Here is a 26,257-nt window from a genome sequence, read left to right on the forward strand (position 1 = left end):
CCGCCAGTGAGCCTGCCAGTGAGCCTGCCAGCACCCCTGCCAAGCTGACGCTGGAGGATTTCAATTTCGATCTGCCCGAAGAGTTGATCGCCACGCGCCCCGCCAAACCGCGCTCCTCCAGCCGGATGCTGGTCGCCGATGGCGCGCCCCCCGGTGCGCCGATCCTCGACCATCATGCCTATGATCTGCCCGATTTCTTGCGCGCAGGGGATCGGTTGGTGCTCAATGATACCAAAGTCATCCCCGCGCGGCTGAGCGGTCTGCGCCACCGGACGGGGGATGCGGGCGCGACCTCGGCCAAGATCGAGGTGACGCTTCTGGAGCCGCGCGCGGGCGGGGCGGGCGGAGCGGGGGCGCGCTGGTCGGCGCTGCTCAAACCGCTCAAGAAAATCCGCGAGGGCGAGCGCGTGGTCTTCTCGGAGGCGCTCAGCGCCACGCTGATCGCCAAAGAGGACGGGCAGGGGGTGATGGAGTTTTCCTGCGCGGGCGAGGATTTCGACACCGCTTTGGCCGAGGCGGGGGCCATGCCCTTGCCGCCCTATATCGCCGCCAAACGCGCCGCCGATGCGCAAGACAAATCCGACTACCAGACGGTTTTTGCCCGCAATACGGGCGCCGTGGCCGCGCCGACGGCCTCGCTGCATTTCGACGATGCGCTGCTGGCGGCCCTGCGCGCCAAAGGGGTCGCGTTTACCTATGTGACGCTGCATGTGGGGGCGGGGACGTTTTTGCCCGTCAAGGTCGAGGATGTGACCACCCATAAGATGCACGCCGAATGGGGCGAGGTCAGCGAAGAGGCCGCCGCGCAAATCGCCGCCACCAAAGCGGCGGGCGGGCGGGTGATCCCCGTGGGCACCACCGCCTTGCGGCTGATCGAGAGCGCGGCGCAAAGCAGCGGCGCGATTGCCCCGTGGCGCGGCGAGACCGATATTTTCATCTACCCCGGATTTGACTTTCGCGTCACCGACGGGTTGATGACCAATTTCCACCTGCCCAAATCAACCTTGATGATGCTGGTCTCTGCCTTGATGGGCCAAGAGCGGATGCGCGAGATCTACGATCATGCCATCACATCGCGCTACCGTTTCTTTTCCTATGGCGATGCCTCGCTTTTGCTGCCAAAGGGCGCTTAAGGCTTCTGATACGCCGCATTGGTAGAAACACCGGATTGAACCGCCCCCTATGTCGTGACAGCGTGGGGGCGCCCCATACGCTGCCCCTTTGCGCCGCCCGTATCGCGCCCTGTCGCCGACCCCGAGAATGACCCGCCCGAATGCCTAACCCGAAGGACCGCCCGCGATGAGCCAAGTTTTCAAATCCGCATGGGCGCTGTTGCTCGGGATGCTGTTGTTGATGATCGGCAACGGATTCCAAGGCACGCTTTTGGGCGTGCGCGGCGAAATCGAAGGCTTTTCCACCTTCGAGATGTCGATCATCATGTCGGCCTATTTCGCAGGCTTTCTGGGCGGTTCGCGCTTGGCCCCCGAAATGATCCGCCGCGTCGGCCATGTGCGGGTCTTTGCCGCGCTTGGCTCTTTCATCTCGGCGGTGCTGATCCTGTTTCCGGTCCTGACCGACCCGATTTCATGGACCATCGGGCGGCTGGTGCTCGGCTTTTGTTTCTCGGGCGTCTATGTGACCGCCGAAAGCTGGCTCAACAATGCGGCCAGCAACGAGAACCGCGGGCAGGCGCTCTCGCTCTATATGGTCACGCAGACCTTGGGCATCATCGCCGCGCAGGGGCTTTTGCTGACCGCCGATCCCTCGGGCTTTGTGCTCTTTGTGATCCCTTCGGTTCTGGTCTCGATCTCTTTTGCGCCGATTTTGTTGTCGATCTCGCCGACCCCCGCCTTTGAAACCACCGAGCGGATGACATTGCGCCAAGTGATGAAAGTCTCGCCGCTCGGCTCGGTCGGCATGTTCCTCTTGGGCGGGGTTTTTGCCGCGCAATACGGAATGGCGGCGGTCTACGGCGCGATGGCGGGGCTGAGCTTGCCGCAAATCTCGATGTTCGTGGCGGCCTTCTACATCGGCGCGACGGCGCTGCAATTCCCGCTCGGATGGGTGTCGGACCGGATGGACCGGCGCCGGTTGATCATGCTGGCCTCGCTGGTCGGCGCGATCGGCGCCTTTATCGGCACGGTGGTGGGCGGCTCTTTCCCGCTGCTCATCCTCGCGGCGCTTTTGGTGGGCGGCACGGCGAACCCGCTCTATTCGCTGCTCATGGCCTATACCAACGATTTTTTGGAGCATGACCAGATGGCCGCCGCCTCGGCGGGGATGATGTTTATCAACGGGGTGGGGGCGATTTCCGGCCCCATCGTCGTCGGTGTGATCATGGAAACCTTTGGTCCTGCGGGATATTTTGGCATGATCTGCGTGCTCTTGATGGTGCTGGCGGGCTATGCGCTCTACCGGATGACACAGCGCCGCGCGCCTAACTCCGACGAAAGCACCCCCTATGCGCCCGTCATGCCGACCTCGACCTCGGTCGCGGTGGAAGTGGCGCAAGAAGTGTCGTGGGAGGCGCAAGAGCAAGCAGACAGCGAGGCAGAGACCGCGCCGCAGTAGGCCTCGCGCGGCGGCGGCGCGCTATCATAATTAGCGCTAACGTCACGGCTGCGACATTTTATTTCCGAAATGTAGCATTTTTTGACTTTTAATTACTTATGCCCTTGGCTACTGCTTGAAGACAGCGGAACGCACAAAGGGCAGGAGTAGACCCATGACGGGTGTGGACGAGATTTTGACATTCTGGCTCGACGAGATCGGGCCAAAGGGATGGTATGCCGAGGATGAGGCGCTGGACCAGCAAATCCGCGACCGTTTCGGCGAGATGTGGGAGGCGGCGCAAAGCGGCTGCTACGGGCTTTGGCTGACCTATCCGGCGGGCGCTCTGGCCTATATCATCTTGATGGATCAATTTCCCCGCAACATGTTCCGCGGCGAGGCCAAGGCCTTCTCTTCCGACCGCACTGCGCTGGCGGCGGCCAAGGCGGCGATTGATCGCGGATGGGACATGCGCATTGACGAGCCGGCGCGGCAATTCTTCTACCTGCCGTTGATGCATTCGGAGAACCTGTGCGATCAGGACCGCTGTGTGCGGCTCATGCACGAGCGGATGCCGCAAGCGGGCGAGGGCAACCTGATCCACGCCAAGGCGCACCGCGAGGTGATCCGCAAATTCGGCCGCTTCCCCTATCGCAATGCGGCGCTGGCGCGTCCGGCGACCCCGCCCGAGCAATCCTATGTCGCCAGCGGCGGATACGGCAGCACCCTGCGCCAGCTTCAGGCCGGATAATCGGCACCCTTAGGCGGCGCGCCCGCGCGGGGCGTATGAATTTGTGACACCGCGCCCGCGCGCGGCGCAAAAATGTTAACGCCTTTTTAAGGCTTTGCCTTACACCCTCGCACGAGCCCCTCTTGCGGGGCTTTGCTGCGTTGAACTGTTTTTCAAAATAGTTTAATATCAAACTAATTTTGGAATCGGAGGGTGCCATGGCGGCCAAGGCGTTTGATATGATCGTGATCGGGGCAGGGCCGGGGGGCTATGTCGCGGCCATTCGGGGCGCGCAATTGGGGCTCAAGGTCGCCGTGATCGAACGCGAGAACCTTGGCGGTATTTGCCTCAACTGGGGCTGTATCCCGACCAAGGCGTTGTTGCGCTCCTCCGAGGTGTTTCACCTGATGCACCGCGCCAAGGAATTCGGCCTCTCGGCCTCGGGCATCGACTATGACCTGCCCGCCGTGGTCAAACGCTCGCGCGGTGTCGCCAAACAGATGGAAGGCGGGGTCAAACACCTGCTGAAAAAGAACAAGGTCGAAGTGATCATGGGCGAGGCCAGCCTGCCCGCCAAGGGCAAGGTCGCGGTGAAAACCGCATCGGGCACCGAAGAGTTGAGCGCCAAACACATCGTTCTGGCCACCGGCGCGCGGGCGCGCGAATTGCCGGGGCTGGAGGCGGATGGCGATCTGGTCTGGACCTACCGCCATGCGCTCAATCCCGTGCGGATGCCGAAGAAATTGCTGGTCATCGGATCGGGTGCGATTGGCATCGAATTTGCAAGCTTTTACAACACATTGGGCGCCGAAACGACAGTCGTCGAGGTGATGGACCGCGTGTTGCCCGTCGAGGACGCCGACATCAGCGGTTTTGCCAAAAAGCAATTCGCCAAACAGGGCATGACGATCATGGAAAAAACCATGGTCAAAAAGCTCGACCGCTCCAAAGGCAAGGTCACCGCCCATATCGAGGCGGGCGGCAAGACCACCACGCAAGACTTCGACACGGTGATTTCCGCCGTGGGCATCGTCGGCAATATCGAGGGTCTGGGGCTGGAGGCTTTGGGCGTCAAAATCGACCGCACCCATGTGGTGACGGACGAATTTTGCCGCACCGGCGTCGAGGGGCTTTATGCCATCGGCGATATCGCAGGCGCGCCTTGGCTCGCCCATAAGGCCAGCCACGAAGGCGTCATGGTGGCCGAATTGATCGCGGGCGGGCACCCGCATCCGGTCAAACCCGAAAGCATCGCCGGTTGCACCTATTGCCACCCGCAGGTTGCCTCTGTCGGCCTCACCGAGGCCAAGGCCAAAGAGGCCGGATATGACATCAAGGTCGGAAAATTTCCCTTTATCGGCAATGGCAAAGCCGTCGCCTTGGGCGAGCCGGAAGGCATGGTCAAAACCGTCTTTGACGCCAAGACAGGCGAGCTTCTGGGCGCCCATATGGTCGGCGCCGAGGTGACCGAATTGATCCAAGGCTATGTGGTGGGCCGCCAGTTGGAGACCACCGAAGAAGACCTGATGAACACGGTTTTCCCGCATCCCACCCTGTCGGAGATGATGCATGAAAGCGTGCTGGAGGCTTACGGGCGCGCGATCCATATCTAGGGGCGAAACGGGTTCCGTCTTGCCCGCAGATCGGTCACTATGGCCGCAGCAAAGGAGCGCAGGATGCCCAGTATCAACCGGATTGTGATGAATAAATCGGCGCGTGGCTGGGTTCGGCAGCTCGATCCGTCATCATTGGATGTGGCGGAGATTTCGGGCAAATGGGGGCGCAGTTTTGATTTCAAAAGCTACCGCGCCTTTCGCTATCCCGAATATGACATCTGCCTTGACGCGCCGCGCGACGCGGAGGGCACGCCGTTCAAATTCGATCTGGTGATCGCCAATCAGGTTTGGGAACACCTCGACCGCCCCTATGCCGCGACGAAAAATGTGCGCAAAATGATGCGCAAGGGCGCGTATTTCTTTGTCGCCGTGCCGTTCTATATCCCCTTTCACGGCGCGCCGGTGGATTGTTCGCGCTGGTCGGCGCGGGGGATGAAAAACCTGCTGATCGAATGCGGCTTCGAGGAAGACGCGATCGAGGCCAAGCAATGGGGCAACCGCCACGCCGCGCTGCGCAATATGGAGCCGGTTTGGCCGCCCGAATATGACCCCGAGACCGATGATCTGACCGATGATCCGGATTTCCCGATCCTGACATGGGCCTTGGCGCAAAAGACCTAAGCGCCAAATCCTCAGGCGCCCGTAGACGAGTTCACAGTTTGTTCACATTTTTCGATTGGACCCGCCCACGCCATAGATTAGATAGGGGGTATTGGGCGAGTAGGTGGCGATATGGCAGAGCTGAAGAACATCGAAGTGCGCGGCGCGCGCGAACATAATCTCAAAAGCATCGACGTGGATATTCCGCGCGACAAAATGGTGGTGATCACCGGCCTGTCGGGGTCGGGAAAATCCTCGCTTGCCTTTGATACGATCTATGCCGAAGGGCAACGCCGCTATGTCGAGAGCCTCTCGGCCTATGCGCGCCAATTCCTTGATATGATGCAAAAACCCGATGTGGATCATATTTCCGGCCTCAGCCCCGCGATCTCGATCGAGCAAAAAACCACCTCGAAAAACCCCCGCTCGACCGTCGGCACGGTGACCGAGATTTACGACTATATGCGGCTTTTATATGCCCGCGTTGGCACGCCCTATAGCCCCGCAACCGGCCTGCCCATCGAGGCGCAGCAGGTGCAGGATATGGTCGACCGCGTCATGGCGATGGAGGAGGGGACGCGCGCCTTTCTTCTCGCCCCCATCGTACGCGACCGTAAAGGCGAATACCGCAAGGAATTTTTGGAACTGCGCAAGCAGGGCTTCCAGCGGGTCAAGGTCGACGGCGCCTTTTACGAGTTGGACGAGCCGCCCACATTGGACAAGAAATTCCGCCACGACATCGATGTGGTCGTCGACCGGATCGTGGTGCGCGAGGGGCTTGAAACCCGTCTGGCCGACAGTTTTCGCACCGCGCTCGACCTTGCCGACGGCATCGCCATCTTGGAAACCGCGCCCTCGGCGGGCGAGGACGGCAGCCTGCCCGAGCCTGAACGCCACACGTTTTCGGAGAAATTTGCCTGTCCGGTCAGCGGCTTCACCATCCCCGAGATCGAACCGCGGCTGTTTTCGTTTAACGCGCCGACGGGGGCCTGCCCGACCTGTGACGGGCTGGGGATGGAGCTGTTTTTCGACGAACGCCTCGTGGTGCCCGACGCCGATCTCAAGGTCTATGACGGCGCGCTGGCCCCGTGGCGCAAGGGCAAATCGCCCTATTTCCTGCAAACCATCGAGGCCATCGCCAAACATTACGAGTTCAACAAAAACGCCAAATGGAAAGACCTGCCCGCCCATGTGCAGCAGGTGTTCCTTTATGGCTCGGGCGATGAGGAAATCCAGTTTCGCTATGACGAAGGCGGGCGCGTCTATCAGGTCAGCCGCGTGTTCGAAGGCGTCATCCCCAATATGGAGCGCCGCTACCGCGAGACCGACAGCAACTGGATTCGCGAGGAATTCGAACGCTATCAAAACAACCGCCCCTGCGGCGATTGCGGCGGCTACCGTCTGCGCGAAGAGGCCTTGGCGGTGAAAATCGGCCCTGCCAAAGGCGGGGCAGAGGCCTGTTTGCACGTGGGCCAAGTGGTGCAAATGTCGATCCGCGAGGCCTATGAGTGGTGCGAAACCGTGCCAAACCACCTGACCAAGCAAAAGAACGAAATCGCCCGCGCGATTTTGAAAGAAATCCGCGAGCGTTTGGGCTTTTTGAACAATGTCGGCCTCGAATACCTGACCATGAGCCGCAATGCCGGCACCTTGTCGGGCGGCGAAAGCCAGCGTATCCGCCTTGCCTCGCAAATCGGATCGGGGCTGACGGGGGTGCTTTATGTGCTCGACGAGCCGTCGATCGGCCTGCATCAACGCGACAATGACCGTTTGATCGGAACGCTGAAAAACCTGCGAGATCAAGGCAATACGGTGATCGTGGTCGAACATGACGAGGATATGATCCGTCAGGCCGACTATGTGTTTGACATCGGCCCTGGTGCGGGGATCCACGGCGGGCAGGTCGTTGCCAAAGGCACGCCCGAAGAGATCATCGCCGATGCGGCGTCGCTGACGGGGCAATATCTGAGCGGTGCGCGCGAGATCGCGGTGCCCGCCAAACGCCGCAAGGGCAGCAAGAAAAAGATCACCGTCAAAGGCGCGACGGGCAATAACCTGCAAAATGTCACCGCCGATTTCCCGCTGGGGCAGTTTGTTTGCGTCACCGGCGTGTCGGGCGGCGGCAAATCGACCCTGACCATCGAGACCCTGTTCAAAACCGCCTCGATGCGGCTCAACGGCGCGCGCCAAACGCCCGCGCCATGCGAGACCATCAAAGGGCTGGAGCATCTCGACAAGGTCATCGACATCGACCAGCGCCCCATCGGGCGCACGCCGCGCTCCAACCCCGCGACCTATACCGGCGCCTTCACGCCGATCCGCGATTGGTTTGCGGGCCTGCCCGAGGCCAAGGCGCGCGGCTATAAGCCGGGGCGGTTCTCGTTCAACGTCAAAGGCGGGCGCTGCGAGGCCTGCCAAGGCGATGGCGTCATCAAGATCGAGATGCATTTCCTGCCCGATGTTTACGTCGAATGCGAGACCTGCAAAGGCGCGCGTTATAATCGCGAGACTTTGGAAATCCGCTTTAAAGGCAAAAGCATAGCCGACGTTCTTGATATGACGGTTGAAGATGCGCAGGCGTTTTTTACCGCCGTGCCGTCGATCCGCGAAAAGATGGATGCGCTGGTGCGGGTCGGCCTTGGCTATATCAAGGTCGGGCAGCAGGCGACGACCCTATCGGGCGGCGAGGCGCAGCGGGTGAAACTGTCAAAGGAACTGGCCAAACGCTCGACGGGACGCACGCTTTATATCTTGGACGAGCCGACCACGGGGCTTCATTTCGAGGATGTGAAAAAGCTGCTCGAGGTGCTGCATGAACTGGTCGATCAGGGCAATTCCATGGTGGTGATCGAACATAACCTCGACGTGATCAAAACCGCCGATCATATCATCGACATCGGCCCCGAAGGCGGCGATGGCGGCGGCGAGATTGTCGCCACGGGCACCCCCGAAGAGGTTGCCGCCGAGCCGCGCAGCCATACGGGCCGCTATCTGGCGCAGATGCTCAAGTCGGGTTCCGTGGCCGCCGAATAGCGGATGAAAAACATACAAAAGGGCGCCGCTATCTGGCGCCCTTTTCGCCTTAATACGCTCTAAATATTAGCGCTTTTCCATCGGGCAGGTGTTTACGCCGATGAATTTATAGATCAGGCAAGAGCCCATCAAACCCGTCGCCAAAGGGATGATTCCGAGAAGATAGAGCCAGCGATAGGCCCCGTCACCATCGATGAAAAATCCCAAGATCAGCGCCGCGCCAACAACGATCCGCAAGACGCGGTCGATACCACCAACATTTCGCATGTGTTCACTCCCTACATTCGAATAAAGAGATATTATGCATCCTGAATGCGTCTGTATCTGACCTAAATCAATATCCGCGAGGGCTGCGCCGCGCGGGCCATATCGCGCCTATGTCGCGGGGCGGCTGCGCGCGGCCAAACGCGGCAGCATGGCGCTGAAATCGCGGCCCTTGCCGTCTTCCTCCTCGACAAACTGCGCATAGAGCGCCGCGGCCAGTTGCCCCATCGGCGTATCTGCATCCGCGCCCTCGGCGGCCTGCTGTGACAGGCGCAAATCCTTGAGCATCAATTCCGCCGCAAACCCCGGTTTATAGCCGTTATCGGCGGGCGATTGCGGCCCGATCTCCGGCGCGGGGCAATAGGCGTTCATCGACCAGCTATAGCCGCTCGAGGTGCTGACCACATCGAACATCTTTTGCCGATCAAGCCCCAATTTATCCGCCAAAGCAAAGGCTTCGCAGGTGGCGATCATGGTCACCCCAAGGATCATATTGTTGCAAATCTTCGCCGCTTGGCCCGCGCCCGCATCGCCGCAATGCACCGCTTTTTGCCCCATGATCTCGAACAGCGGCGCGGCCACGTCGAAATCCGCCGCGCCGCCGCCCGCCATAAAGGTCAGCGTGCCCGCCTCGGCCCCGATGGTGCCGCCTGACACCGGCGCATCGACAAATCCAAGCCCCGCCTTGGCGGCCATATCGGCCACGGCGCGGGCGCTTTCGACGTCCACGGTCGAGCAATCGACCAACACCGCCCCCTGCGTCATGGCGGGGATCACCTCGGCGGCGACGCTGCGCAAAATCGCGCCATTGGGCAACATGGTGATCACCACATCCGCGCCAGCGGCCGCTTCGGCGCCGCTCGTGGCCGTGGCCGCGCCCGCCGCCGATGTGCCTGCGGCGTCATATCCGGTGATCTCATGGCCGGCTTTGGCAAGGTTCGCCGCCATCGGCGCGCCCATGTTACCCAGCCCGATAAATCCGATTTTCATTGTATTTTCCTCCCGTTAGGGGCGCATCGCCCCTTTGTGTCACGTCAAAAACTCAGGCCCTGCGCCCCCAAGGGCATGAGCATCGCGCTGACCTCGGCCGTGGGCAAATCAAGCGTCTGATGCTTCCATTTCGGCGCTTTGTCCTTGTCGATGATCGCCGCGCGGATGCCTTCAAGAAAATCGCCATGTTCCATCGCGCGGGCGGTGAATCGGTATTCGAGGGTCAGCGCGCGGCGGATGTCATCGCAGCCGCGCAGCCGGTGGATCATCTCGACCGTTGCGGCCATGGCCAAGGGCGAATTGCGCCGCAAAGCGCCCAGCGTGTCGCGGGCAAAATCGCTGTCCTCGCTTTCGAGCGCGCGGATGATATCGCCAAGGGTCTCGCCGCCAAAACAGCGGCGGATCGCCTCGGCCTGCGGCTCCAGCACCCCTAGCGCAGGCACCTCGGCGGCGCGGTCGATCCACGTCAGATCACCTGTCATCGCCAGCGCATTTTTCAATTCCGGCCACTTGAGTTGCGGGATGTAATAGTCTGCAAACCCTGCATAAATCGCGTCCGCTGCCGTCATGCGCCCCGCCGTGCAGCCAAGGTATTCGCCGATCCGCTCCGGCGCGCGGGCAAGGATCAAGGAGCCGCCCACATCGGGCACCAGACCGATGCCGCATTCGGGCATGGCGATGCGGCTGCTCTCGCAGGTGATGCGGTGCGAGCCGTGGCACCCGATGCCGACCCCGCCGCCCATGGTAAAGCCTTGCAAAAAGCTGACCACAGGTTTGGGAAATTCGAAGAGTTTGGCGTTCATCCGGTATTCGTCGGCCCAAAATTTGCGCCCGTAGTCGAAATCTCCCGCTGTGCCTGTGGCGTATAACTCGGCAATATCGCCGCCCGCGCAAAAGGCCTTGTCGCCCTCGGCGTCGATGATCAAAAGCTGCACCGCCTCGTCATCGGCCCAAGCGTCCAATGCCGCCTCGATATCGAGGCACATCTGATAGGACAGCGCGTTGAGCGCCTTGGGGCGGATGAGGGTGATGCGCCCTGCAACCCCTTCTTTTCGAATGGAAATATCGCTCATCTGGCGGCCTCGGCCAAGAGGTTGCGCGCCACGATCACCCGCATGATCTCATTGGTGCCTTCCAAAATCTCATGCACCCGCAAATCGCGCACCAGCTTTTCAATGCCGTAATCGGCCAGATAGCCATAGCCGCCATGCAGTTGCAGACATTGGTTGACGATGCGCGATCCGGCCTCGGTGACGAATTTTTTCGCCATGGCGCAGAATTTCGTCGCATCGGGCGCGCCTTGGTCCAATTTCCACGCGGCTTGGCGCAAGAAGGTGCGCGCGGCCTGCAATTCGATTTCCATATCGGCAAGGCGGAATTGCAGCGCTTGGAACTGGTCGATGGATTGGCCAAAGGCGTGGCGCTCGGACATATATTGCAAGGTCTGATTGAGCGCGACCTGCGCGCCGCCAAGCGAACAGGCGGAAATGTTCAATCGCCCGCCGTCGAGGCCCTTCATCGCATATGTGAAACCTTTACCCTCTTCACCGATCAGATTTTCCGCAGAAATGTTGCAATTGTCAAATTGCACTTGGCGCGTCGGTTGGCTTTGCCAGCCCATTTTCTGCTCCAGCCCGCCAAAGGAAAGCCCTTCTGTTCCGTCTTCGACATAGAGCGAGGAGACGCCTTTGGCCCCGTCCTCGCCGGTGCGCGCCATCACCACATAGGCGTCCGAATAGCCGCCCCCCGAGATAAACGCCTTGGTCCCGTTCAGCGTATAGCCCGCGTTGCTGCGCGCCGCGCGGGTTTTGAGCGCCGCCGCATCCGAGCCGGACCCGGGTTCGGTCAGGCAATAGGAGAGCACGGTTTGCATGCTCAAAACATCTGGCATGACGCGCGCGCGCATCTCCTCGCTGGCGAAGCTGTCGATCATTTTTGCGCACATGTTATGGATCGACAAAAACGCCGCGACAGAGGGGCAAGCCATTGAAAGCGCTTCGAAAACCAATGTCGCATCGAGCCGTGTCAACCCCGATCCGCCGTTGTCCTCGCTCACGTAAAGCCCGCCAAACCCCAGCGCCGCGATCTCGGGCCATAGCGCTTTGGGGATCGTGCCCTCGGCCTCCCATTGGCGTGCGTTCGGCGCGATGCGCTCTTGGCCGAACTCATAGGCCATGTCGAAAATGGCGGTTTGCTCTTGTGTCAGTGCGAAATCCATTGTTGCTCCTCCCACTGGCCTTGCGCCGCGCGCGGCAAAGGGCCGGTCCCTTGAATTGAACGCCTGTTTAATTGTCAACTGTTACAGCAGTTTTGCAAGGTAAAACGGCGCGTTGCGGCATGGATTACTCCGGTGGTGTGCACCGCGTATTTTGCGCCCGCGCCGCGCCACCGTCAAATCCGGTCAGCGCAAAGACCTCGGCCAAGGGCGCCTCCACCTCGACAAAACGCAGCGCTGGCGCGCTTTGCGAGAAGACTTTGGTCTCGACGGTGGTGAATTCCTCGGCCAGCGATTGATAGGTGCGCACCACGGGGCGCAGCGCCGCATCGGGCACATAAAAGGCGCATAACGTGTCGGAGCGCAAATAGCGGCTGGCCTGTTTGAGCTGCATCACCAATTGCATGAGGGCGGCGAAATCGGCGTTGACCGCCGTGGCCTGCGAGAGGTCGAAAAAATGCCGCTGGTCGGGATGGGCCTCGGGATCGACGTAAAACTGCGTCATCAGGTTGAAGCAATCGGTCATCTCAATCGCGCCCGTCAAATAGAAATAGGCGAGGTTATGGGACTTTAGAATGCGGTAGTCACCGGTCATCGGGGGCCTGCTGTCGTTGTTAAAGGGGCAGAGCCGCGCCACATCGGGGCGGGTGGAACGCACGCGCGGTGCATAACTTAGGCCGCGCGCGTGGCAATGCAAACCTGCCCCCGCAGTCAACATAGCCGTCCGGGCGCAGATGCTCCGCCCGGACACTGTGCAAGATCGGCGCGGATCAGTCCATCGCTTTAAAGTTAAATTCCCCGCCTTCTTTGATCCCCGAGAACCAGCGCGCCGTGACGGTTTTGGTCTTGGTGTAAAAGCGGAAGGCGTCGGGACCGTATTGGTTCAAATCGCCAAAGGCCGATTTTTTCCACCCGCCAAAGGAGAAATAGGACAAAGGCACGGGGATCGGGAAGTTGATCCCCACCATGCCGACATTGACGCGGCTGGCGAAATCGCGCGCCACATCGCCATCGGCGGTAAAGATCGCGGTGCCGTTGCCGTATTCATTGTCCATCGTCAGCTTGAGCGCCTCTTCATAGGAGCCTGCGCGCACTTGGGTCAGGACGGGGCCAAAGATTTCCTCTTTATAGATATCCATGTCCTTGGTGGCATTGTCGAACAATGTCGGGCCGACGAAGTAGCCGCCCTCATAGCCTTGCAGCGTCATGCCGCGTCCGTCGCGCACCAATGTCGCGCCCTGATCGACGCCCGACTGGATCAGCCCTTCGATCCGGTCTTTGGAGGCTTGGGTAATCACGGGGCCGAAATCCACGTCCTCGCCCGCCGTATAGGGGCCGACCTTGAGCTTTTCGATCCGCGGGATCAGCCGTTCGATCAGTGCGTCGGCGGTTTTCTCGCCCACAGGCACCGCCACCGAAATCGCCATGCACCGCTCGCCCGCCGCGCCGAAACCGGCGCCGACAAGCGCATCGGCGGCCTTGTCCATATCGGCGTCGGGCATGATGATCATGTGGTTTTTCGCGCCGCCAAAACATTGCGCCCGCTTGCCGTTGGTCGCCGCGCGGCCATAGATATATTGCGCAATCGGGGTCGAGCCGACAAAACCCACCGCTTGGATGGTCTCATTGTCGAGGAGCGCATCGACCACCTCTTTGTCGCCATTGACCACCTGCAACACGCCCTCGGGCAGGCCCGCCTCGATGAGCAATTCGGCCAGCATCAGAGAGGTCGAGGGGCAGCGCTCGGAGGGTTTGAGGATCATCGCATTGCCGCAAGACAGGGCAGGGGCCATTTTCCACAAGGGGATCATCGCAGGGAAGTTGAACGGGGTGATCCCCGCCACAACGCCCAAAGGCTGGCGCATGGAATAAAGATCGATCCCCGGTCCGCCATTGTCGATAAATTCGCCCTTGAGATGCGAGGGCGCGCCCATGCAGACCTCGACCACCTCAAGCCCGCGCTGCACATCGCCGCGCGCATCGGGCAGGGTCTTGCCATGCTCGCGGCTGACCAATTCGGCCAGTTTGTCCATGTTTTCATTGATCAAAGCGCCGAACTTCATCATCACCCGCGCGCGGCGCTGCGGGTTGGTGGCGGCCCAAGCGATCTGCGCTTCGGCGGCTTTGGCGATGATCGCATCGGTTTCGGCCTTGGTGGCCAGTGGCACCTTGGCCTGCACTTCGCCCGTGGCGGGGTTCATCACATCGGTAAACCGCCCCGAGGTGCCTTTGACATGTTGGCCGTTCACATAATGGGTCAGTTCTTGCATGGAATCCTCCTCAAAGCTGTTGCGCGCAGCGTAGGCTTGCAATTTTCAACCGAACAGAGGAAATATTCCAAAAGGGTTTTGCATTTATGCAAAACCAAACCCCGCAATTGCCACCCGCAACACCCACCTGCAAAGGCCCGCCGTTTGATGGAACCACATTGGGACGATATGCGCGTCTTTCTCGCCGCTGCCCGCGCCGAAAGCCTCTCTGGCGCGGGGCATTTGCTGCGCTGTGATGCGGCGACGGTGGGGCGGCGCATTGCCCGCCTCGAAGAAGCCATGGGCGCGGCGCTTTTCGCCAAATCGCCGCAAGGTTATGCGCTGACCGATACGGGCCAGCGGCTGATGGAACATGCCGAGCGCGCCGAACAGGCGATGACCGCAGGGATCGAGGCCGTCGCGGGGCAATCGGGCAGCTTGTCAGGGCAAATCCGCATCGGCGCCCCCGACGGGGCGGCGAATTTCCTGCTGCCGCAGGTCTGCGCCGAGATCACCGCGCAAAACCCCGATCTGGAGGTGCAGATCGTCGCCCTGCCGCGGGTCTTTAACCTGTCCAAACGCGAGGCCGATATGGCCATCGGGGTCAGCCCCCCGACCGCCGGACGGCTTAGCGTGCAAAAAATTTCGGACTATAAATTGCACCTCGCCGCCAGCGATGAATACCTCGCCGCCCATCCGCCGATCCGCCAGATGGCGGATTTGAGCGGCCATAAGATGATCGGCTATATCCCCGATCTGATCTTTGACAAGGAGCTGGATTACCTGAGCGAAATCGGGGTCAGCCGCGTCAGCCTCGCCTCCAATTCGGTTTCGGTGCAATTCCATTGGGTGCGCATGGGCGGCGGCATCGGCGTGGTGCATGATTTCGCGCTGCCCGCGGGGCAGGGGCTGCGCCGGATTTTGACTTCGGAGCTGTCGCTCACCCGTGCCTTCTATTTGATCCGCCACGCCGATGACCGCCGGTTGGAGCGGCTCAACCGTTTTGCCGCCGCGCTCACCGAGGGGCTGCGCCGCGAGATCGCGCGGCTCGAAGCCTTGGCAATAGGTTAACCCGCGTTAACCATACACTGGCGATTTTCCCCCTTAAAACAATGCCCAACCAAGGGCGCACTTGACACAGAGCCACAGGCGCAAGAGGCTGAAGAGGCTAGGCAAGGGAGGAACAACATGCTGGTGCATCAAATTCTCAAGTCCAAAGGCGACGACGGTGTGGTGACGGTAACGCCAAACACGCCGATTTCCGAAGTTGCGCAGATCCTCGCCGAAAGGCGCATCGGCGGCGTGGTCGTCTCCAAGGATGGCACCACCGCCGAGGGCATCCTCTCCGAACGCGACATCGTGCGCAGCCTCGCCTTGCGCGGCGCGGTCTGTTTGACCGAAAAAGCCTCTGACATGATGACGCGCGGCCCCGTGACCTGCCGGCGCGACGAGACCTCCGATGACGTGTTGCAGCGCATGACCACGGGGCGGTTTCGCCATATGCCCGTGGTCGAGGACGGGCAATTGGTCGGCATCGTCACCATCGGCGATGTGGTCAAGGCGCGGTTGCAAGAATTGGCGATGGAGAAAAACGCCCTCGAAGGGATGATCATGGGGCACTAGGCACTAGGCGCGCGCCCGCGCGGCGCAATGCGCGCGACGGGCGCTGGCCGCTCCGGCGCGCAGGCCCCGCAAATGCGCCCGCCCGCACCAACGGTGTCGCACCGACGCAATACCGACGTTTTACCGACGTGATACCGACGCGCAAAATCGCCCGATATCACGCCCGCTTTGGCCTGTGTCGGGGCGGGGCAATGCGGCTTTGCGGCGTTATTTCTCCGCAGCGCAGAAAAAGTTTCGAAACGCGCTTGCATTCCGGCGCGCAATAATGTTGCGTAGGGCCAGATTTTTTTGGGAGATCCCACATGCGCATCGGCCTCTACCCCGGCACATTCGATCCGATAACCAACGGACATATCGACATTATTACGCGGGGGGCGGCCTTGGTCGACCGTCTGGTGATCGGCGTTGCGATCAACCGCGACAAAGGCCCGCTGTTTGATCTCGAAGAGCGCGTCGCCATGATCGAACCGGTGATCGCCGCCCTGTCGGAAAAGACCGGAACCGAGATCATCGCCCATCCGTTCGAGAACCTGTTGATCAATTGCGCCCATGATGTGGGGGCCAATGTGATCATCCGCGGGCTGCGCGCTGTGGCGGATTTTGAGTATGAATTTCAAATGGTTGGCATGAACCGCGCGCTCGACAGTTCGGTCGAGACGGTGTTCTTGATGGCCGAGGCCAAACATCAGGCAATCGCCTCGAAACTGGTCAAGGAAATCGCCCGTCTGGACGGAGATGTGAGCAAATTCGTCCCCTCTGCCGTGCGCGACCGTTTGCTCGACAAACTGGGCAAGCCCAAGGCCTAGGCCCCGCGCGCCCCGCCGCATCACATCAAAACGCCCGCCAGTTTCGGCGGGCGTTTTGCGTTTTCTATCAGGTGTTTGCTTGGCTGCGCGTCTCAATGCCGCGAATGAAGGCGGCGCATTTTTGGGGGTAATTTGTCGGTAACATGTGACCTGCGCCCTCGATCAATTCGAGGCTGAAGTGCGGATGCGCGGCGCAAAGCTCGATCCCTTGCTGGCGGTGGTCCAAAATCCGGTCTTCGGTGCCAAAAAGCACCCCCACAGGCACGTCGATCCTGTCATACCGCGCCTCCATCTCGCGCAGGTCATCTTGCGCATGGACAAAGTCGCGGCTGGCATTGCGAAAGGACGAGGGGCGCAGGCCCAACAGCCCGTTGCCCTTGACCGAATAGGTTTCTGGCACCGCATCGGGACCAAAGACAAGATCGATGGTTTCCTTTTGTTTCTTGATACTTGTGGGCACGGCGAGAGTTTCGGAGATCAGCCAGCGCAGGCTACGATTGCGAATGCCAAGCGCCGCAAACGCGTCAGAGGCGCCTTGGGTGCTGCGCGTCAGCGGCGCCAGAAGCGCAAGGCCGCGCACCAATTGTGGATGCGCCAGTGCCAGCGCCAAAGCCGTGCCGCCGCCCAAGGAATGCCCGACCACTAAGGGCCGCTCCAATCCCAGTTTGTTAATCACTTCGGCGGCATAGTTCGCCTGATCCGACAGCGCCGCGCCGCTGGTTTCGGGCCGCTGCGAATAGCCCATACCGGGCCGGTCGATGGCCACCACGCGGTGATCGCGCGCCAGATCGTCAATGACGCCCATATCGAAATGGCCCAAATTGCCGCCCAGACCGTGGATCAACAAGACCGCAGGCCCGCTGCCGCGTTCGACGTAATGCAGCGCGCCGGTGGAAATCTGGATGGTCTTGCCGCGCGGCGGATTGGCCGCCTCGGCCTTGGCGGCGATGGTGCGGGTTTTGCCCGCCATGCGCATAAGATAGAGCGCGATCAGCGCCAAAAGCGCGAGACATATCCAGATGAAGGCCATTGTGTTTCCCTTGGTTTAACGTGGGTTAACTCGGGTCGGATGCGGTTAACCTTGGTTAACGCTACGGGATGGGCGCGCAAAGGCAATCCTGACGCGGCGTCGCTTGGCCTAGCGCCAAAAGGCCATCCATTCGATCATATCGGCAAGTTTCCGAAGCAAAAACAAAGTGTTGAACCCGTCCGCCATGAATTGATCCAATGCGAGCAGGGCAAGGATCGACAGGCCGATGCCGATGGCAATTGAATTGGTCATGGTCCGCGCCACACTCGCATAAATAAGAAGGCCTCCAAGGGGTTACCCGAGGAGGCCTTGCAAATCAAGATGGCGCGGCAGGGCGGCTTAAACCAAACGGCCCATCGCAGCGGCCACATCGGCCATCCGGCACGAGAAGCCCCATTCGTTGTCATACCACGCCAAGACCCGCACCAGACGCTTGCCGGTGACTTTGGTCTGGTCGGGGGCGAAGATCGAGCTTTGCTCGGTGTGGCAAAAATCGATCGAGACCTTGGCTTCGGGATCATAGCCCAGAACCGCGCCCATGTGACCGGCGGCCGCTTCGCGCACCACTTCGTTCACATCATTCACGGTGACGTCTTTGGAGGCGACAAAGGTCAGGTCCACGGCCGAGACATTCGGCGTCGGCACGCGGATCGCGGTGCCGTCCAATTTACCCGCCAATTCGGGCAGAACCTCGCCAAGCGCCTTGGCCGCGCCGGTGGAGGTGGGGATCATCGACATGGCCGCCGCGCGGGCGCGATACAGATCGCTATGGCGGCGGTCGAGCGTCGGCTGATCGCCCGTGTAGCTGTGGATCGTGGTCATGATGCCGCTCTCGATGCCGATCGCATCATTGAGCACCTTGGCCAGAGGCGCGAGGCAATTGGTGGTGCACGACCCGTTCGACACCATATTGTCATTGGCCGCCAAATCGCGGTGGTTCACGCCGTAAACGATTGTCTTGTCGACGTTTTTACCAGGAGCGGAGAGCAGGACCTTCTTGGCGCCGCGCTCGAAATGCTTGTTGGCTTTGAGACCGTCGTTGAAATTGCCGGTGCATTCCATCACCACGTCACAGCCCGACCAATCCAGTTCGTCCATGTCATAGGTCGAGAACATCTGCATCGGGCCACGGCCCAGATCCATCGTGCCTTCGCCGATTTTGATCTCGCTGCCGAAACGGCCATGCACGCTGTCGTAGCGCATCAAATGGGCGGCGGTTTCCAAAGGTCCGGTCGCGTTGACCTTGACGACCTGCACATCGTTGCGACCGCTTTGCGCGATATGGGCGAGGGTGCAACGGCCGATGCGGCCAAATCCGTTGATGCCGACGGTGATGGTCATTCGAAAGCTCTCCTGATCGGGTTCGGGTTGCGCCGTGATATAGGCAGCTTGCCCCGCATTCGAAAGCATAGTTTCATATTTTTTTATTATTTTCCATTGTGTTAGCGTTAACTGTGACCTGTTAGCGACCAACATGCGAGGCGCGGTTTGACCGGTTAAGCATGATCGGGCGCGGGGTTGCGCTAACAGCGGGCGCGAAGGGGAATCGGGCGGCGCGCAGCCGTGCGGTTTAGAATCGGTTAACCGATGCACGCGCCGCCGCCATGCCCCAAGATTGACAATCGCGCGGGGCAGGCCGACAAGCGTTGGGGCCGACCCGCCGCAACAGGAGCCGTTTTCATGACACTCGCCATTTCGGCCTATGCCGCCCTCAGCCTTGCCATCTTATTGGAGGTGGTCGGCACGACCTTCTTGCAGCAAAGCCAGCAATTCACGCGGCCGTTGCCGACGGTGCTGATGGCGCTGTGTTACGGGGGGATGTTCTATTTCATGTCGCTGGCGCTGCGCAGCATGCCCTTGGGCATCGTCTATGCGATCTGGAGCGGGATGGGCATCGTTCTGGTCTCGGTGATCGGATGGCTGGTGTTTCGCCAAACGCTTGATCTGGCCGCGCTTTTGGGGATGGGCATGATCCTTGGCGGGGTGGTGGTGATCCATCTGTTCTCGAACACGGTGCCGCATTAAGGGCGCATACAAAAACGGCCCGCAGCGCAAGGCTACGGGCCGCAGATGACCGAGGGGGCAAGGCGCGCGGCGCCTGCCGCCCTCGCGCTTGGTTATTTCACCATCACGGTGGTGCTCACCGGCATAGCATCCACCAACAGCGGGGCGTCCTTGCTCGACCCGAGGGTATATTCAAAGACGTTCTCCTCGGCGCCGCCCTCTTCGGTGTGGATCATCAGCATCAATTCTTCACCCGGAGTGGTTTCGCCCACAAGCTGGGTCGAGACGATCATATTGTCGCCCGCATCCAGACGCGAATGGCCGATCACTTCACCCGGTTTTCCGTCATCGACGCGGTGGATCACCAACCAGCCATCAACGGGGGTGACAACCTTATCGGCGACAACCGTGCCGTTACCGGCCAAGGTCTGGTCTTGGGCTTCGACCATCGCGGCGGCCATGTGACCGTCGGCAAAAGCACCCGAAGCAACACCCGAAACAACAGTGGCAGCAGCGGCAAGCGTCAGTGTAAAGGTTTTCATATCTCGTCTCCTTATTCGGTGCCAGCCGTCATTGGCTGGCGTTCGAGAAGACAACAACGCGGCGTGCTCAATGGTTGCATCACGGCTGCGTGAGGTGGCGTATTTATTTGATAACGCAGGGTTTGTCGGGGCACTGCTTGCGCGGTCTCGCCCGCCTTGGCGCCAAGCGTTTACGCCTTCTGCGCATGCTCCACGCCTTTGGGGGAGAGCGCATAAATCCCGCGCGCGGCGCGCTCGAACCAGCCATAATGATTGTCCGCCATGATATCGCGGGCGCGGGCCACGCCGGTGGCTTTGGCGACCTCGGCGGCTTTGCTGGGGCCATGGGCCTGCAAATGTGCCATCAGGCGCAGCGCATCTTGGCGGTAGGCGGTCATCAACCCTTGGCGCACCTGTCCGCCGGTATTGGGGTCACCCTCCAGCTTGGCAAATTCTCTGAGCAACCGCGCGCGTTTGGGTTTGGAGATGCGCGGCTGATAGGGGCCAGGATCGATGTGGATCTGCACATGCCCGTCGCGCAACCGCACCGTAATCAGCCCCAGCCCGAGGCGGCGGCACAGTTTGAGATTGCTTTTGAGCGCGCCCTGAAACTGCTTGGTGCCCAGATGCGGCACGGCGATATAGACGTGATCGGTCAGCGACTGGCGCGCGATGCCTTGGTGGAAGAGGGTCAGCGAGAAACCTGTCTTCAGCTCGACAATCACCGGCGGCTCCGCGCCGCGCAGCGCCATGACATCCACCGCGCCGATCTCGCCTTTGACCTCATATCCTTGGCCCTCCAAAAGCGATTTGACCGGCGCATAAAGATCCTCTTCGCGCGGTTTGGAGGCGGCAACCGAAGCTGCGGCCGCTTTCGCAGGTTTGGCAGTCTTCGCAGCTTTGGAAGTGGCAGGGGGCGGGGGCGTTTTGCTCATGAGGGCAAACTAGCGGTTTGCGTGGCGCGGGAAAACCCCGTGCTGGGGCGGATCGCGCGTAGGGCGCGCGTCTAGGCCAGACGCGGCGCGCGGGCGGCACGAACGGCCTTTCGGCCGCGCTCCTCCGCCCAAGCGACGCGCAATGCGCCGCGTGCGGCGCATCAGGCACGCGCACCGATAGCCCCTTGGCGAGCAGGGGAGGTCGGCCCGCATGGGCTGGGTTCCGGCACGGATTGAACCAAAAAGGCCCCGTCGTTTTGACGGGGCCTTTTGCGTTTTCGGGGCGGGCTGACGGGTTACAAAAGGCCCTTGGCCGTCGCAGCAACATTCTCTGCCGTGATGCCGAATTTCTCGTAAAGCTGCTCGGCAGGGGCGGAGGCGCCAAAGCTGTCCATGCCGACAAAACCGGCCTTGGCATATTTGCCGCGCTCGCCGCACAGCCATTGATCCCAGCCAAAGCGCGTGGCCGCCTCGACCGCGACGCGCACCGGACCGCCGGGCAAGACGCGCTTGCGGTAAGCCTCGTCTTGCTGCGCAAACAATTCCCAGCAGGGCATGGAGACGACCCGCGTGCCGATGCCTTCGGCCTGCAGCTTCTCGCGCGCGGCCATGGCGATTTCCACCTCCGATCCGGTGGCGAGCAAGATCACCTGACGCTTGCCCTCGGCATCGGCCAGAACATAAGCGCCCTGTGCGGTCAGGTTCTTGACCTTATGCTCGGTGCGCAGGGTCGGCAGGTTTTGCCGTGTCAGCGACAGAACCGAAGGCGTTTCCTTGGCCGTCAGGGCAATCTCCCAGCTTTCGGCCGCTTCGACCGTATCGCAGGGGCGGAACACATAGGTGTTCGGCGTCGCGCGACTGATCGCCAGATGCTCGACCGGCTGGTGGGTCGGCCCGTCTTCGCCAAGGCCGATGCTGTCGTGGGTCATCACGAAAACCGTCGGAATTTTGCTCAGCGCGGCAAGGCGCATCGCGGGGCGGGCATAATCGGTAAAGCACATGAAGGTGCCGCCGTAGGGGCGGATGCCGCCATGCAGCGCCATACCGTTCATCGCCGCCGCCATACCGTGCTCGCGAATGCCCCAATAGACATAGCGCCCGCCGCGGTTATCGACGTCGAAAATGCCCAGATCGCCCGTCTTGGTGTTGTTCGATCCGGTCAGATCCGCCGATCCGCCAACGGTCTCGCCCAGCACGGGGTTGATGACTTCAAGCACCATTTCCGAGGATTTGCGCGTCGCCACTTTGGGCGCCTCATCGGAAATCTGCTTTTTCAACGCTTTGACCACGGCCGAGAGCTTTTTGGGCGCGTCGCCTGCATAGGCGCGGTTGAACTCGGCCTGTTTGCGCTCGGAGATCGAGGCGAAACGCCCCTCCCATTCCTTGCGATCCGCCGCGCCGCGCGCGCCGATGGCTTCCCATTGCGATTTGATCTCGGCGGGCACTTCAAACGGGCCAGCGGTCCAGCCATAGGCGGCTTTGGCATCGGCGATCAGCTTGGGATCGGTCAAAGCGCCGTGGCCCTTGGAGGTATCTTGGGCCGAAGAGCCAAGGGCGATATGGGTCTTGCAGGCAATCATCGACGGTTTGCCCGATTTTTTCGCCGCCTCGATGGCCGCGTCGATTTCGGCGGGGTTGTGCCCGTCGATCTCTTGCACATGCCACCCCGAGGCTTTGAAGCGCTGCACCTGATTGGTGCGGTCCGACAATTCGACCGTGCCGTCGATGGTGATGTTGTTGTTATCCCAAAACACGATGAGCTTGGACAGCTCGTGACGCCCCGCAAGGCCCAAGGCTTCTTGGCTCACGCCCTCCATCAAACAGCCGTCGCCCGCGATCACGTAAGTGTGGTGATCGACGATCTTCTTGCCGTATTGCGCGCGCTGGATTTCTTCGGCCATGGCAAAACCCACGGCGGTGGAAATCCCTTGGCCCAGCGGGCCGGTGGTGACCTCGACCCCGTCGAGCAGGAAGTTTTCAGGGTGACCGGCGGTTTTCGCGCCCATCTGGCGGAAGTTTTTGATCTCGTCCAATGTGACCTGCTCATAGCCCGTCAGATAGAGCAGCGAATAGATCAGCATCGAGCCGTGACCTGCCGAGAGGATAAACCGGTCGCGATCCGCCCAAAGCGGATTTTTCGCATCGAACTTGAGGTGCTTTTCAAACAGAACCGTCGCCACATCGGCCATGCCCATCGGCATGCCGGAGTGGCCGGAATTGGCGGCAGCAATCGCATCGAGGGTGAGCGCGCGGATCGCAGCGGCTTTCATCCAGTGGTCGGGGTTCGCAGAGCGCAGGGCAGCAATGTCCAAGAGGCAGGTCCTTTGATTGGCGTGAGCGTTAACAATGGCTCTTAGCATCCCCCCCGCGAAGATCAAGCGCGCCGTCTAACCCCTTGGCGCGAAAGGGGCGCGCAAAGCTAGACCCGAGCGCAAACCTGCCGCAAAATGGGCAACAGCAAGCGATTCGCCCCGATTGGGGGCAATGCCGGCGCTACGGGCCGCGCCCGCAAGGAGGCGCAGACAAGGCCTTGAGCGCCCCGAGCGGGCGCTGCGGCACCGGCGGATCGCAACACAAAGCCGCCCGAGGGGACGCGGGCAAAAAACGGCACATAACGGTCCATGCGGGCCAGAACGGGCAAAACAGGTAGATGTCATGAGTCAGATCGAAGAGCTACACAGCCGGATCACTTCCGCACTTGACCGGATCGGGGCAGGGGTCGAAAACCTCGCCGCGCCCGCCGCCGCCGCGCCCGACACCGGCGAGCTTGAGGCGCTGCGCCAGCAGCTTGAGGACGAGAAGCTGGTCAATGCGCAACTCGAAGAGCGGCTCAAATCGCTGCGTGACAAACAAGAGCGCGCGGGCGAGGCGGCCAATGCCGCCCTTGGCCAGCAGCGCGCGCAGATGGAGCAGCTCGACGCCGATCTTCAGCGCCTGCGCAAGGCCAATGCCTTGCTGCGCGAGAACAACCAAGCGCTGCGCGAGGCCAATCAGGCGGGCGTCGCAGACCCGCATTTGATCAACAAATCCATGCTTGGCGAATTGGAAGCCCTGCGCGCCGCGCGCGCCGCCGATAGCGCCGAAGTGGCCGCCGTTCTGGGGCAGCTTGGCCCGCTGATTGCGGGGGCGAGTGTGGTGCCTGATGTGGGCGATACCATTGAACGTGCAGAAGAATTCGGGGAGGACGCCTGATGCCAGAGATCGAAATCCAAATCGGCGGACGTGTGTTCGAGGTGGCCTGCCAAGAGGGCGAAGAGCATTACCTGCTTTCGGCGGCGCGTATTCTGGACGCCGAGGCGACCACTTTGGGCCAACAAATCGGCCGCCTGCCCGAACCGCGCATGTTGCTGATGTCGGGGCTGATGCTGGCGGATAAAACCGCAGGCCTCGAAGACCAGCTGCGCGCCGTGCAGGACACGCTGGCCGAACGCGAGGCAGAATTGGCGCAATTGCGCGCCGCCCCCGCGCCAGAGCCTGAACGGATCGAAGTACCCGTGGTCCCGCAAGGGGTCAGCGATACGTTGGCCGAGATCGCCGCACGCGCCGAAGCGCTTGCCGCTGCGGTCGAGGAGCGCGCGGCCTCCTGAGCCCCCCGCTTGAGCACGGGTTGGGCCGCTGCAAAACGCGGCAGCGACGCCGGACCCTTTCGCAGAAAGGCCCAAGACAGCGGCAAGAACGCAAAAGGGCTGGCATAGCGCCAGCCCTTTCTCTGTTGGTATATCCGCTCGGCTTAGCCGTTGGCTTCGCGGATCTTATCCGCCGCTTCCTTGTCAAAGCCGACGCCTTGGCCCTCAAACAACGTGTCCAATTCGCCCGACAATGTCATCTCGGTGATGATATCGCAGCCGCCGACAAATTCACCTTTGACGTAAAGCTGCGGGATGGTCGGCCAGTCGGAGTAATCCTTGATCCCTTGGCGGATCGCATCATCGGCCAGAACATTCACATCGGCAAACTGCACGCCCATGAAATTGAGCACCCCCGCCACACGGCTGGAAAACCCGCATTGCGGCATTTCCTTGGTGCCCTTCATGAACAACACCACGTCGTTGTTTTTGACGGTTTCGTCGATCTGGGTCTTTGCGTCAGTCATTGTCTTGCTCCATGCGTTCTTGGCGCCGCTTCTCGGCTCTGATGTAGGGCATCAAGGCACCATATGTGATAATCCCGACCAGCGCCAAAGCAAACAGCACCGGCCAGACGTCGTTGAGAAAGGACCAAAGGCCCTGCATCAGGCGGGGGCTTTGGTGGTCAAGGCCAGCGCATGCAGCGCGCCGTTCGGCCCGTCCATCTTCCCTTTGAGCGCGGCATAAACGGCGCGTTGCTGTTGCACGCGGTTCTTGCCGCGAAAGCTTTCGTCGATGACCTCGGCGGCGAAATGTTGCCCGTCGTCACCTTGGACATTGATGAGGGCATCAGGGAAGCTCTCGCGGATGAGGCTTTCGATTTCGGTCGCGGTGATGGCCATCGGCGCTCTCCTTTTTCAGTTGTCCAAGATGTAGGCGGCGGCGCGCTGGGGTGCAAGGGGGGTTGCTCGCGCCGCTACTTGCGCAGCCCCGCCGCCACGGGGGCGAGCGCGTGCAAAAACGTATCGATCTCGCGCGGCAAAGGGCCGCTCTCGACCGCGCCAAGCGCCGCCGCATTGCCAAGCGCGGGGGTCAGGCGGGCGAGCAGGCCGCAGCGCACGGCCTCTTGCGCCGCCGTCAGCGGCAAAACGCGCGCCGTGACCAGCAATTGGCGCAGGCTTTGCACCTGCCGCATCTGGCGCAGCGCCTCAATCGTCGGGCCCATCAGGGCAGGGGCCTCTTGCCAGCTTTGCCCGCCGAAGATGTCTTGGCTCACCCGTTGCCCCGCGCCAAGACAATCAAACGCGACACAGCCCGCAAATCCCTTGTCGGTCAAATCGCGGTGGATGGTGCAGCGGTGATCGGCGCCAAGGTTGGGGCAGGGCGTGCCGGCGGGTTTGTCTATGGCGAACATATCGCCCGCGTCAAAGGCCAGCGCCATACAGCACAGCGCAGCGCAGCGGGTGCAATCGGGGCGAAAATCCTCCGCCCCTGCTGCTGTGTCGGTCGGGCTTTGCATCCGGCG

General features: G+C 61.3%; 28 protein-coding genes. 12 read left to right on the forward strand and 16 right to left on the reverse strand.

Annotated features, from left to right (window positions below):
* The first annotated feature begins 44 nt into the window (after positions 1–44).
* From queA to uvrA, 6 genes are all read left to right on the forward strand, one after another.
* Positions 45–1,133 (forward strand): tRNA preQ1(34) S-adenosylmethionine ribosyltransferase-isomerase QueA, encoded by a 1,089-nt coding sequence (queA, locus tag ABWV64_RS12685; RefSeq protein ID WP_353345961.1) that lies wholly within the window; start codon positions 45–47, stop codon positions 1,131–1,133.
* Positions 1,134–1,299: 166 nt separating this feature from the next.
* Positions 1,300–2,571 (forward strand): MFS transporter, encoded by a 1,272-nt coding sequence (locus ABWV64_RS12690; protein ID WP_353345765.1) that lies wholly within the window; start codon positions 1,300–1,302, stop codon positions 2,569–2,571.
* A 154-nt stretch (positions 2,572–2,725) separates the two neighbouring features.
* Positions 2,726–3,301, forward strand: coding sequence for a DUF924 family protein (locus ABWV64_RS12695; protein WP_353345767.1), 576 nt, complete (start codon positions 2,726–2,728; stop codon positions 3,299–3,301).
* Between the two features lie 197 nt (positions 3,302–3,498).
* Positions 3,499–4,893: a dihydrolipoyl dehydrogenase gene (lpdA, locus tag ABWV64_RS12700; protein WP_353345769.1), complete on the forward strand. Its 1,395-nt coding sequence runs from the start codon at positions 3,499–3,501 to the stop codon at positions 4,891–4,893.
* A gap of 63 nt (positions 4,894–4,956) precedes the next feature.
* Positions 4,957–5,517: a methyltransferase domain-containing protein gene (locus ABWV64_RS12705; protein ID WP_353345771.1), complete on the forward strand. Its 561-nt coding sequence runs from the start codon at positions 4,957–4,959 to the stop codon at positions 5,515–5,517.
* Positions 5,518–5,628: 111 nt separating this feature from the next.
* Positions 5,629–8,529: an excinuclease ABC subunit UvrA gene (gene uvrA / locus ABWV64_RS12710; protein ID WP_353345773.1), complete on the forward strand. Its 2,901-nt coding sequence runs from the start codon at positions 5,629–5,631 to the stop codon at positions 8,527–8,529.
* Positions 8,530–8,595: 66 nt separating this feature from the next.
* Here the strand turns inward: uvrA and ABWV64_RS12715 are convergent, their stop codons facing one another.
* The 6 genes from ABWV64_RS12715 to ABWV64_RS12740 all read right to left on the reverse strand — a co-directional run bounded on the left by ABWV64_RS12715 (position 8,596) and on the right by ABWV64_RS12740 (position 14,268).
* Complete coding sequence (locus ABWV64_RS12715; RefSeq protein WP_353345775.1) at positions 8,596–8,796, reverse strand: YgaP family membrane protein; 201 nt, start codon at positions 8,794–8,796, stop codon at positions 8,596–8,598.
* Between the two features lie 108 nt (positions 8,797–8,904).
* On the reverse strand, positions 8,905–9,783 hold the full coding sequence (gene mmsB / locus ABWV64_RS12720) for a 3-hydroxyisobutyrate dehydrogenase (RefSeq protein WP_353345777.1): 879 nt from the start codon (positions 9,781–9,783) through the stop codon (positions 8,905–8,907).
* Between the two features lie 44 nt (positions 9,784–9,827).
* Entirely contained in the window at positions 9,828–10,856 is a 1,029-nt protein-coding gene (locus ABWV64_RS12725) for an enoyl-CoA hydratase/isomerase family protein (RefSeq protein WP_353345779.1), read from the reverse strand.
* The gene (locus ABWV64_RS12730) at positions 10,853–12,001 is read right to left on the reverse strand and encodes an acyl-CoA dehydrogenase family protein (RefSeq protein ID WP_353345781.1); all 1,149 of its coding nucleotides are present in this window, start codon (positions 11,999–12,001) and stop codon (positions 10,853–10,855) included. Before ABWV64_RS12730 ends, ABWV64_RS12725 begins: the two co-directional genes overlap by 4 nt.
* Positions 12,002–12,125: 124 nt before the next feature.
* Positions 12,126–12,656: a hypothetical protein gene (locus ABWV64_RS12735; protein ID WP_353345783.1), complete on the reverse strand. Its 531-nt coding sequence runs from the start codon at positions 12,654–12,656 to the stop codon at positions 12,126–12,128.
* A 112-nt stretch (positions 12,657–12,768) separates the two neighbouring features.
* Positions 12,769–14,268, reverse strand: coding sequence for a CoA-acylating methylmalonate-semialdehyde dehydrogenase (locus ABWV64_RS12740; RefSeq protein ID WP_353345785.1), 1,500 nt, complete (start codon positions 14,266–14,268; stop codon positions 12,769–12,771).
* A gap of 147 nt (positions 14,269–14,415) precedes the next feature.
* Between ABWV64_RS12740 and ABWV64_RS12745 the strand changes: the two genes are divergently transcribed.
* The 3 genes from ABWV64_RS12745 (at position 14,416) to coaD (ending at position 16,676) form a co-directional block, all read left to right on the forward strand.
* Positions 14,416–15,318, forward strand: a complete 903-nt coding sequence (locus ABWV64_RS12745; protein WP_353345787.1) for a LysR family transcriptional regulator — start codon at positions 14,416–14,418, stop codon at positions 15,316–15,318.
* Between the two features lie 117 nt (positions 15,319–15,435).
* Positions 15,436–15,870 carry a CBS domain-containing protein gene (locus tag ABWV64_RS12750; protein ID WP_353345789.1) on the forward strand — a complete coding sequence of 145 codons (435 nt, stop codon included), beginning with the start codon at positions 15,436–15,438 and terminating at the stop codon, positions 15,868–15,870.
* A gap of 302 nt (positions 15,871–16,172) precedes the next feature.
* A complete protein-coding gene (coaD, locus tag ABWV64_RS12755; protein WP_353345791.1) occupies positions 16,173–16,676 on the forward strand; it encodes a pantetheine-phosphate adenylyltransferase in 504 nt (167 codons plus the stop codon).
* A 67-nt stretch (positions 16,677–16,743) separates the two neighbouring features.
* On the opposite strand, the gene ABWV64_RS12760 is transcribed toward coaD, so the two are convergent.
* The 3 genes from ABWV64_RS12760 to gap form a co-directional block, all read right to left on the reverse strand.
* Entirely contained in the window at positions 16,744–17,706 is a 963-nt protein-coding gene (locus ABWV64_RS12760) for an alpha/beta fold hydrolase (protein WP_353345793.1), read from the reverse strand.
* 108 nt (positions 17,707–17,814) lie between these two features.
* Complete coding sequence (locus ABWV64_RS12765; protein WP_353345795.1) at positions 17,815–17,958, reverse strand: hypothetical protein; 144 nt, start codon at positions 17,956–17,958, stop codon at positions 17,815–17,817.
* An 87-nt stretch (positions 17,959–18,045) separates the two neighbouring features.
* Positions 18,046–19,047 carry a type I glyceraldehyde-3-phosphate dehydrogenase gene (gene gap / locus ABWV64_RS12770; protein ID WP_353345797.1) on the reverse strand — a complete coding sequence of 334 codons (1,002 nt, stop codon included), beginning with the start codon at positions 19,045–19,047 and terminating at the stop codon, positions 18,046–18,048.
* A gap of 351 nt (positions 19,048–19,398) precedes the next feature.
* On the opposite strand from gap, the gene ABWV64_RS12775 reads away from it, so the two are divergent.
* On the forward strand, positions 19,399–19,731 hold the full coding sequence (locus ABWV64_RS12775; RefSeq protein WP_502902656.1) for a DMT family transporter: 333 nt from the start codon (positions 19,399–19,401) through the stop codon (positions 19,729–19,731).
* Between the two features lie 92 nt (positions 19,732–19,823).
* On the opposite strand, the gene ABWV64_RS12780 is transcribed toward ABWV64_RS12775, so the two are convergent.
* The 3 genes from ABWV64_RS12780 to tkt form a co-directional block, all read right to left on the reverse strand.
* Positions 19,824–20,252, reverse strand: a complete 429-nt coding sequence (locus ABWV64_RS12780) for a DUF7282 domain-containing protein (RefSeq protein ID WP_353345801.1) — start codon at positions 20,250–20,252, stop codon at positions 19,824–19,826.
* Between the two features lie 170 nt (positions 20,253–20,422).
* On the reverse strand, positions 20,423–21,166 hold the full coding sequence (locus ABWV64_RS12785; protein ID WP_353345803.1) for a DUF2161 domain-containing phosphodiesterase: 744 nt from the start codon (positions 21,164–21,166) through the stop codon (positions 20,423–20,425).
* 296 nt (positions 21,167–21,462) lie between these two features.
* On the reverse strand, positions 21,463–23,478 hold the full coding sequence (tkt, locus tag ABWV64_RS12790; protein ID WP_353345805.1) for a transketolase: 2,016 nt from the start codon (positions 23,476–23,478) through the stop codon (positions 21,463–21,465).
* A gap of 343 nt (positions 23,479–23,821) precedes the next feature.
* Here tkt and ABWV64_RS12795 point away from each other — a divergent pair, with 343 nt between their 5' ends.
* Entirely contained in the window at positions 23,822–24,358 is a 537-nt protein-coding gene (locus tag ABWV64_RS12795) for a hypothetical protein (protein WP_353345807.1), read from the forward strand.
* The gene (locus ABWV64_RS12800; protein ID WP_353345809.1) at positions 24,358–24,753 is read left to right on the forward strand and encodes a cell division protein ZapA; all 396 of its coding nucleotides are present in this window, start codon (positions 24,358–24,360) and stop codon (positions 24,751–24,753) included. The genes ABWV64_RS12795 and ABWV64_RS12800 overlap by 1 nt, the downstream gene beginning before the upstream one ends.
* Positions 24,754–24,896: 143 nt before the next feature.
* Here the strand turns inward: ABWV64_RS12800 and grxD are convergent, their stop codons facing one another.
* From grxD to ABWV64_RS12820, 4 genes are all read right to left on the reverse strand, one after another.
* The gene (grxD, locus tag ABWV64_RS12805; protein ID WP_353345811.1) at positions 24,897–25,259 is read right to left on the reverse strand and encodes a Grx4 family monothiol glutaredoxin; all 363 of its coding nucleotides are present in this window, start codon (positions 25,257–25,259) and stop codon (positions 24,897–24,899) included.
* Positions 25,252–25,398: a hypothetical protein gene (locus ABWV64_RS12810; protein ID WP_353345813.1), complete on the reverse strand. Its 147-nt coding sequence runs from the start codon at positions 25,396–25,398 to the stop codon at positions 25,252–25,254. Before ABWV64_RS12810 ends, grxD begins: the two co-directional genes overlap by 8 nt.
* A complete protein-coding gene (locus tag ABWV64_RS12815) occupies positions 25,398–25,634 on the reverse strand; it encodes a BolA/IbaG family iron-sulfur metabolism protein (protein WP_353345815.1) in 237 nt (78 codons plus the stop codon). The genes ABWV64_RS12810 and ABWV64_RS12815 overlap by 1 nt, the downstream gene beginning before the upstream one ends.
* Before the next feature lie 74 nt (positions 25,635–25,708).
* The gene (locus ABWV64_RS12820; protein ID WP_353345817.1) at positions 25,709–26,251 is read right to left on the reverse strand and encodes a hypothetical protein; all 543 of its coding nucleotides are present in this window, start codon (positions 26,249–26,251) and stop codon (positions 25,709–25,711) included.
* Between the last annotated feature and the right edge of the window lie 6 nt (positions 26,252–26,257).

This window comes from Litorivita sp. NS0012-18 (genome assembly GCF_040371945.1).
Lineage (GTDB): Bacteria > Pseudomonadota > Alphaproteobacteria > Rhodobacterales > Rhodobacteraceae > Litorivita.

What these genes read in the sequence shown, in the direction of transcription:
- ABWV64_RS12785 (WP_353345803.1), bottom strand. Translation starts at nt 21,166, where the DNA reads ATGAGCAAAACGCCCCCGCCCCCTGCCACTTCCAAAGCTGCGAAGACT.
- ABWV64_RS12800 (WP_353345809.1), top strand. Translation starts at nt 24,358, where the DNA reads ATGCCAGAGATCGAAATCCAAATCGGCGGACGTGTGTTCGAGGTGGCC.
- mmsB (WP_353345777.1), bottom strand. Translation starts at nt 9,783, where the DNA reads ATGAAAATCGGATTTATCGGGCTGGGTAACATGGGCGCGCCGATGGCG.
- ABWV64_RS12765 (WP_353345795.1), bottom strand. Translation starts at nt 17,958, where the DNA reads ATGACCAATTCAATTGCCATCGGCATCGGCCTGTCGATCCTTGCCCTG.
- ABWV64_RS12795 (WP_353345807.1), top strand. Translation starts at nt 23,822, where the DNA reads ATGAGTCAGATCGAAGAGCTACACAGCCGGATCACTTCCGCACTTGAC.
- ABWV64_RS12715 (WP_353345775.1), bottom strand. Translation starts at nt 8,796, where the DNA reads ATGCGAAATGTTGGTGGTATCGACCGCGTCTTGCGGATCGTTGTTGGC.
- ABWV64_RS12815 (WP_353345815.1), bottom strand. Translation starts at nt 25,634, where the DNA reads ATGGCCATCACCGCGACCGAAATCGAAAGCCTCATCCGCGAGAGCTTC.
- ABWV64_RS12760 (WP_353345793.1), bottom strand. Translation starts at nt 17,706, where the DNA reads ATGGCCTTCATCTGGATATGTCTCGCGCTTTTGGCGCTGATCGCGCTC.
- uvrA (WP_353345773.1), top strand. Translation starts at nt 5,629, where the DNA reads ATGGCAGAGCTGAAGAACATCGAAGTGCGCGGCGCGCGCGAACATAAT.
- ABWV64_RS12725 (WP_353345779.1), bottom strand. Translation starts at nt 10,856, where the DNA reads ATGAGCGATATTTCCATTCGAAAAGAAGGGGTTGCAGGGCGCATCACC.
- ABWV64_RS12695 (WP_353345767.1), top strand. Translation starts at nt 2,726, where the DNA reads ATGACGGGTGTGGACGAGATTTTGACATTCTGGCTCGACGAGATCGGG.
- ABWV64_RS12810 (WP_353345813.1), bottom strand. Translation starts at nt 25,398, where the DNA reads ATGCAGGGCCTTTGGTCCTTTCTCAACGACGTCTGGCCGGTGCTGTTT.
- ABWV64_RS12750 (WP_353345789.1), top strand. Translation starts at nt 15,436, where the DNA reads ATGCTGGTGCATCAAATTCTCAAGTCCAAAGGCGACGACGGTGTGGTG.
- ABWV64_RS12820 (WP_353345817.1), bottom strand. Translation starts at nt 26,251, where the DNA reads ATGCAAAGCCCGACCGACACAGCAGCAGGGGCGGAGGATTTTCGCCCC.
- ABWV64_RS12730 (WP_353345781.1), bottom strand. Translation starts at nt 12,001, where the DNA reads ATGGATTTCGCACTGACACAAGAGCAAACCGCCATTTTCGACATGGCC.
- ABWV64_RS12740 (WP_353345785.1), bottom strand. Translation starts at nt 14,268, where the DNA reads ATGCAAGAACTGACCCATTATGTGAACGGCCAACATGTCAAAGGCACC.
- ABWV64_RS12780 (WP_353345801.1), bottom strand. Translation starts at nt 20,252, where the DNA reads ATGAAAACCTTTACACTGACGCTTGCCGCTGCTGCCACTGTTGTTTCG.
- ABWV64_RS12745 (WP_353345787.1), top strand. Translation starts at nt 14,416, where the DNA reads ATGGAACCACATTGGGACGATATGCGCGTCTTTCTCGCCGCTGCCCGC.
- coaD (WP_353345791.1), top strand. Translation starts at nt 16,173, where the DNA reads ATGCGCATCGGCCTCTACCCCGGCACATTCGATCCGATAACCAACGGA.
- lpdA (WP_353345769.1), top strand. Translation starts at nt 3,499, where the DNA reads ATGGCGGCCAAGGCGTTTGATATGATCGTGATCGGGGCAGGGCCGGGG.
- ABWV64_RS12690 (WP_353345765.1), top strand. Translation starts at nt 1,300, where the DNA reads ATGAGCCAAGTTTTCAAATCCGCATGGGCGCTGTTGCTCGGGATGCTG.
- grxD (WP_353345811.1), bottom strand. Translation starts at nt 25,259, where the DNA reads ATGACTGACGCAAAGACCCAGATCGACGAAACCGTCAAAAACAACGAC.
- ABWV64_RS12705 (WP_353345771.1), top strand. Translation starts at nt 4,957, where the DNA reads ATGCCCAGTATCAACCGGATTGTGATGAATAAATCGGCGCGTGGCTGG.
- gap (WP_353345797.1), bottom strand. Translation starts at nt 19,047, where the DNA reads ATGACCATCACCGTCGGCATCAACGGATTTGGCCGCATCGGCCGTTGC.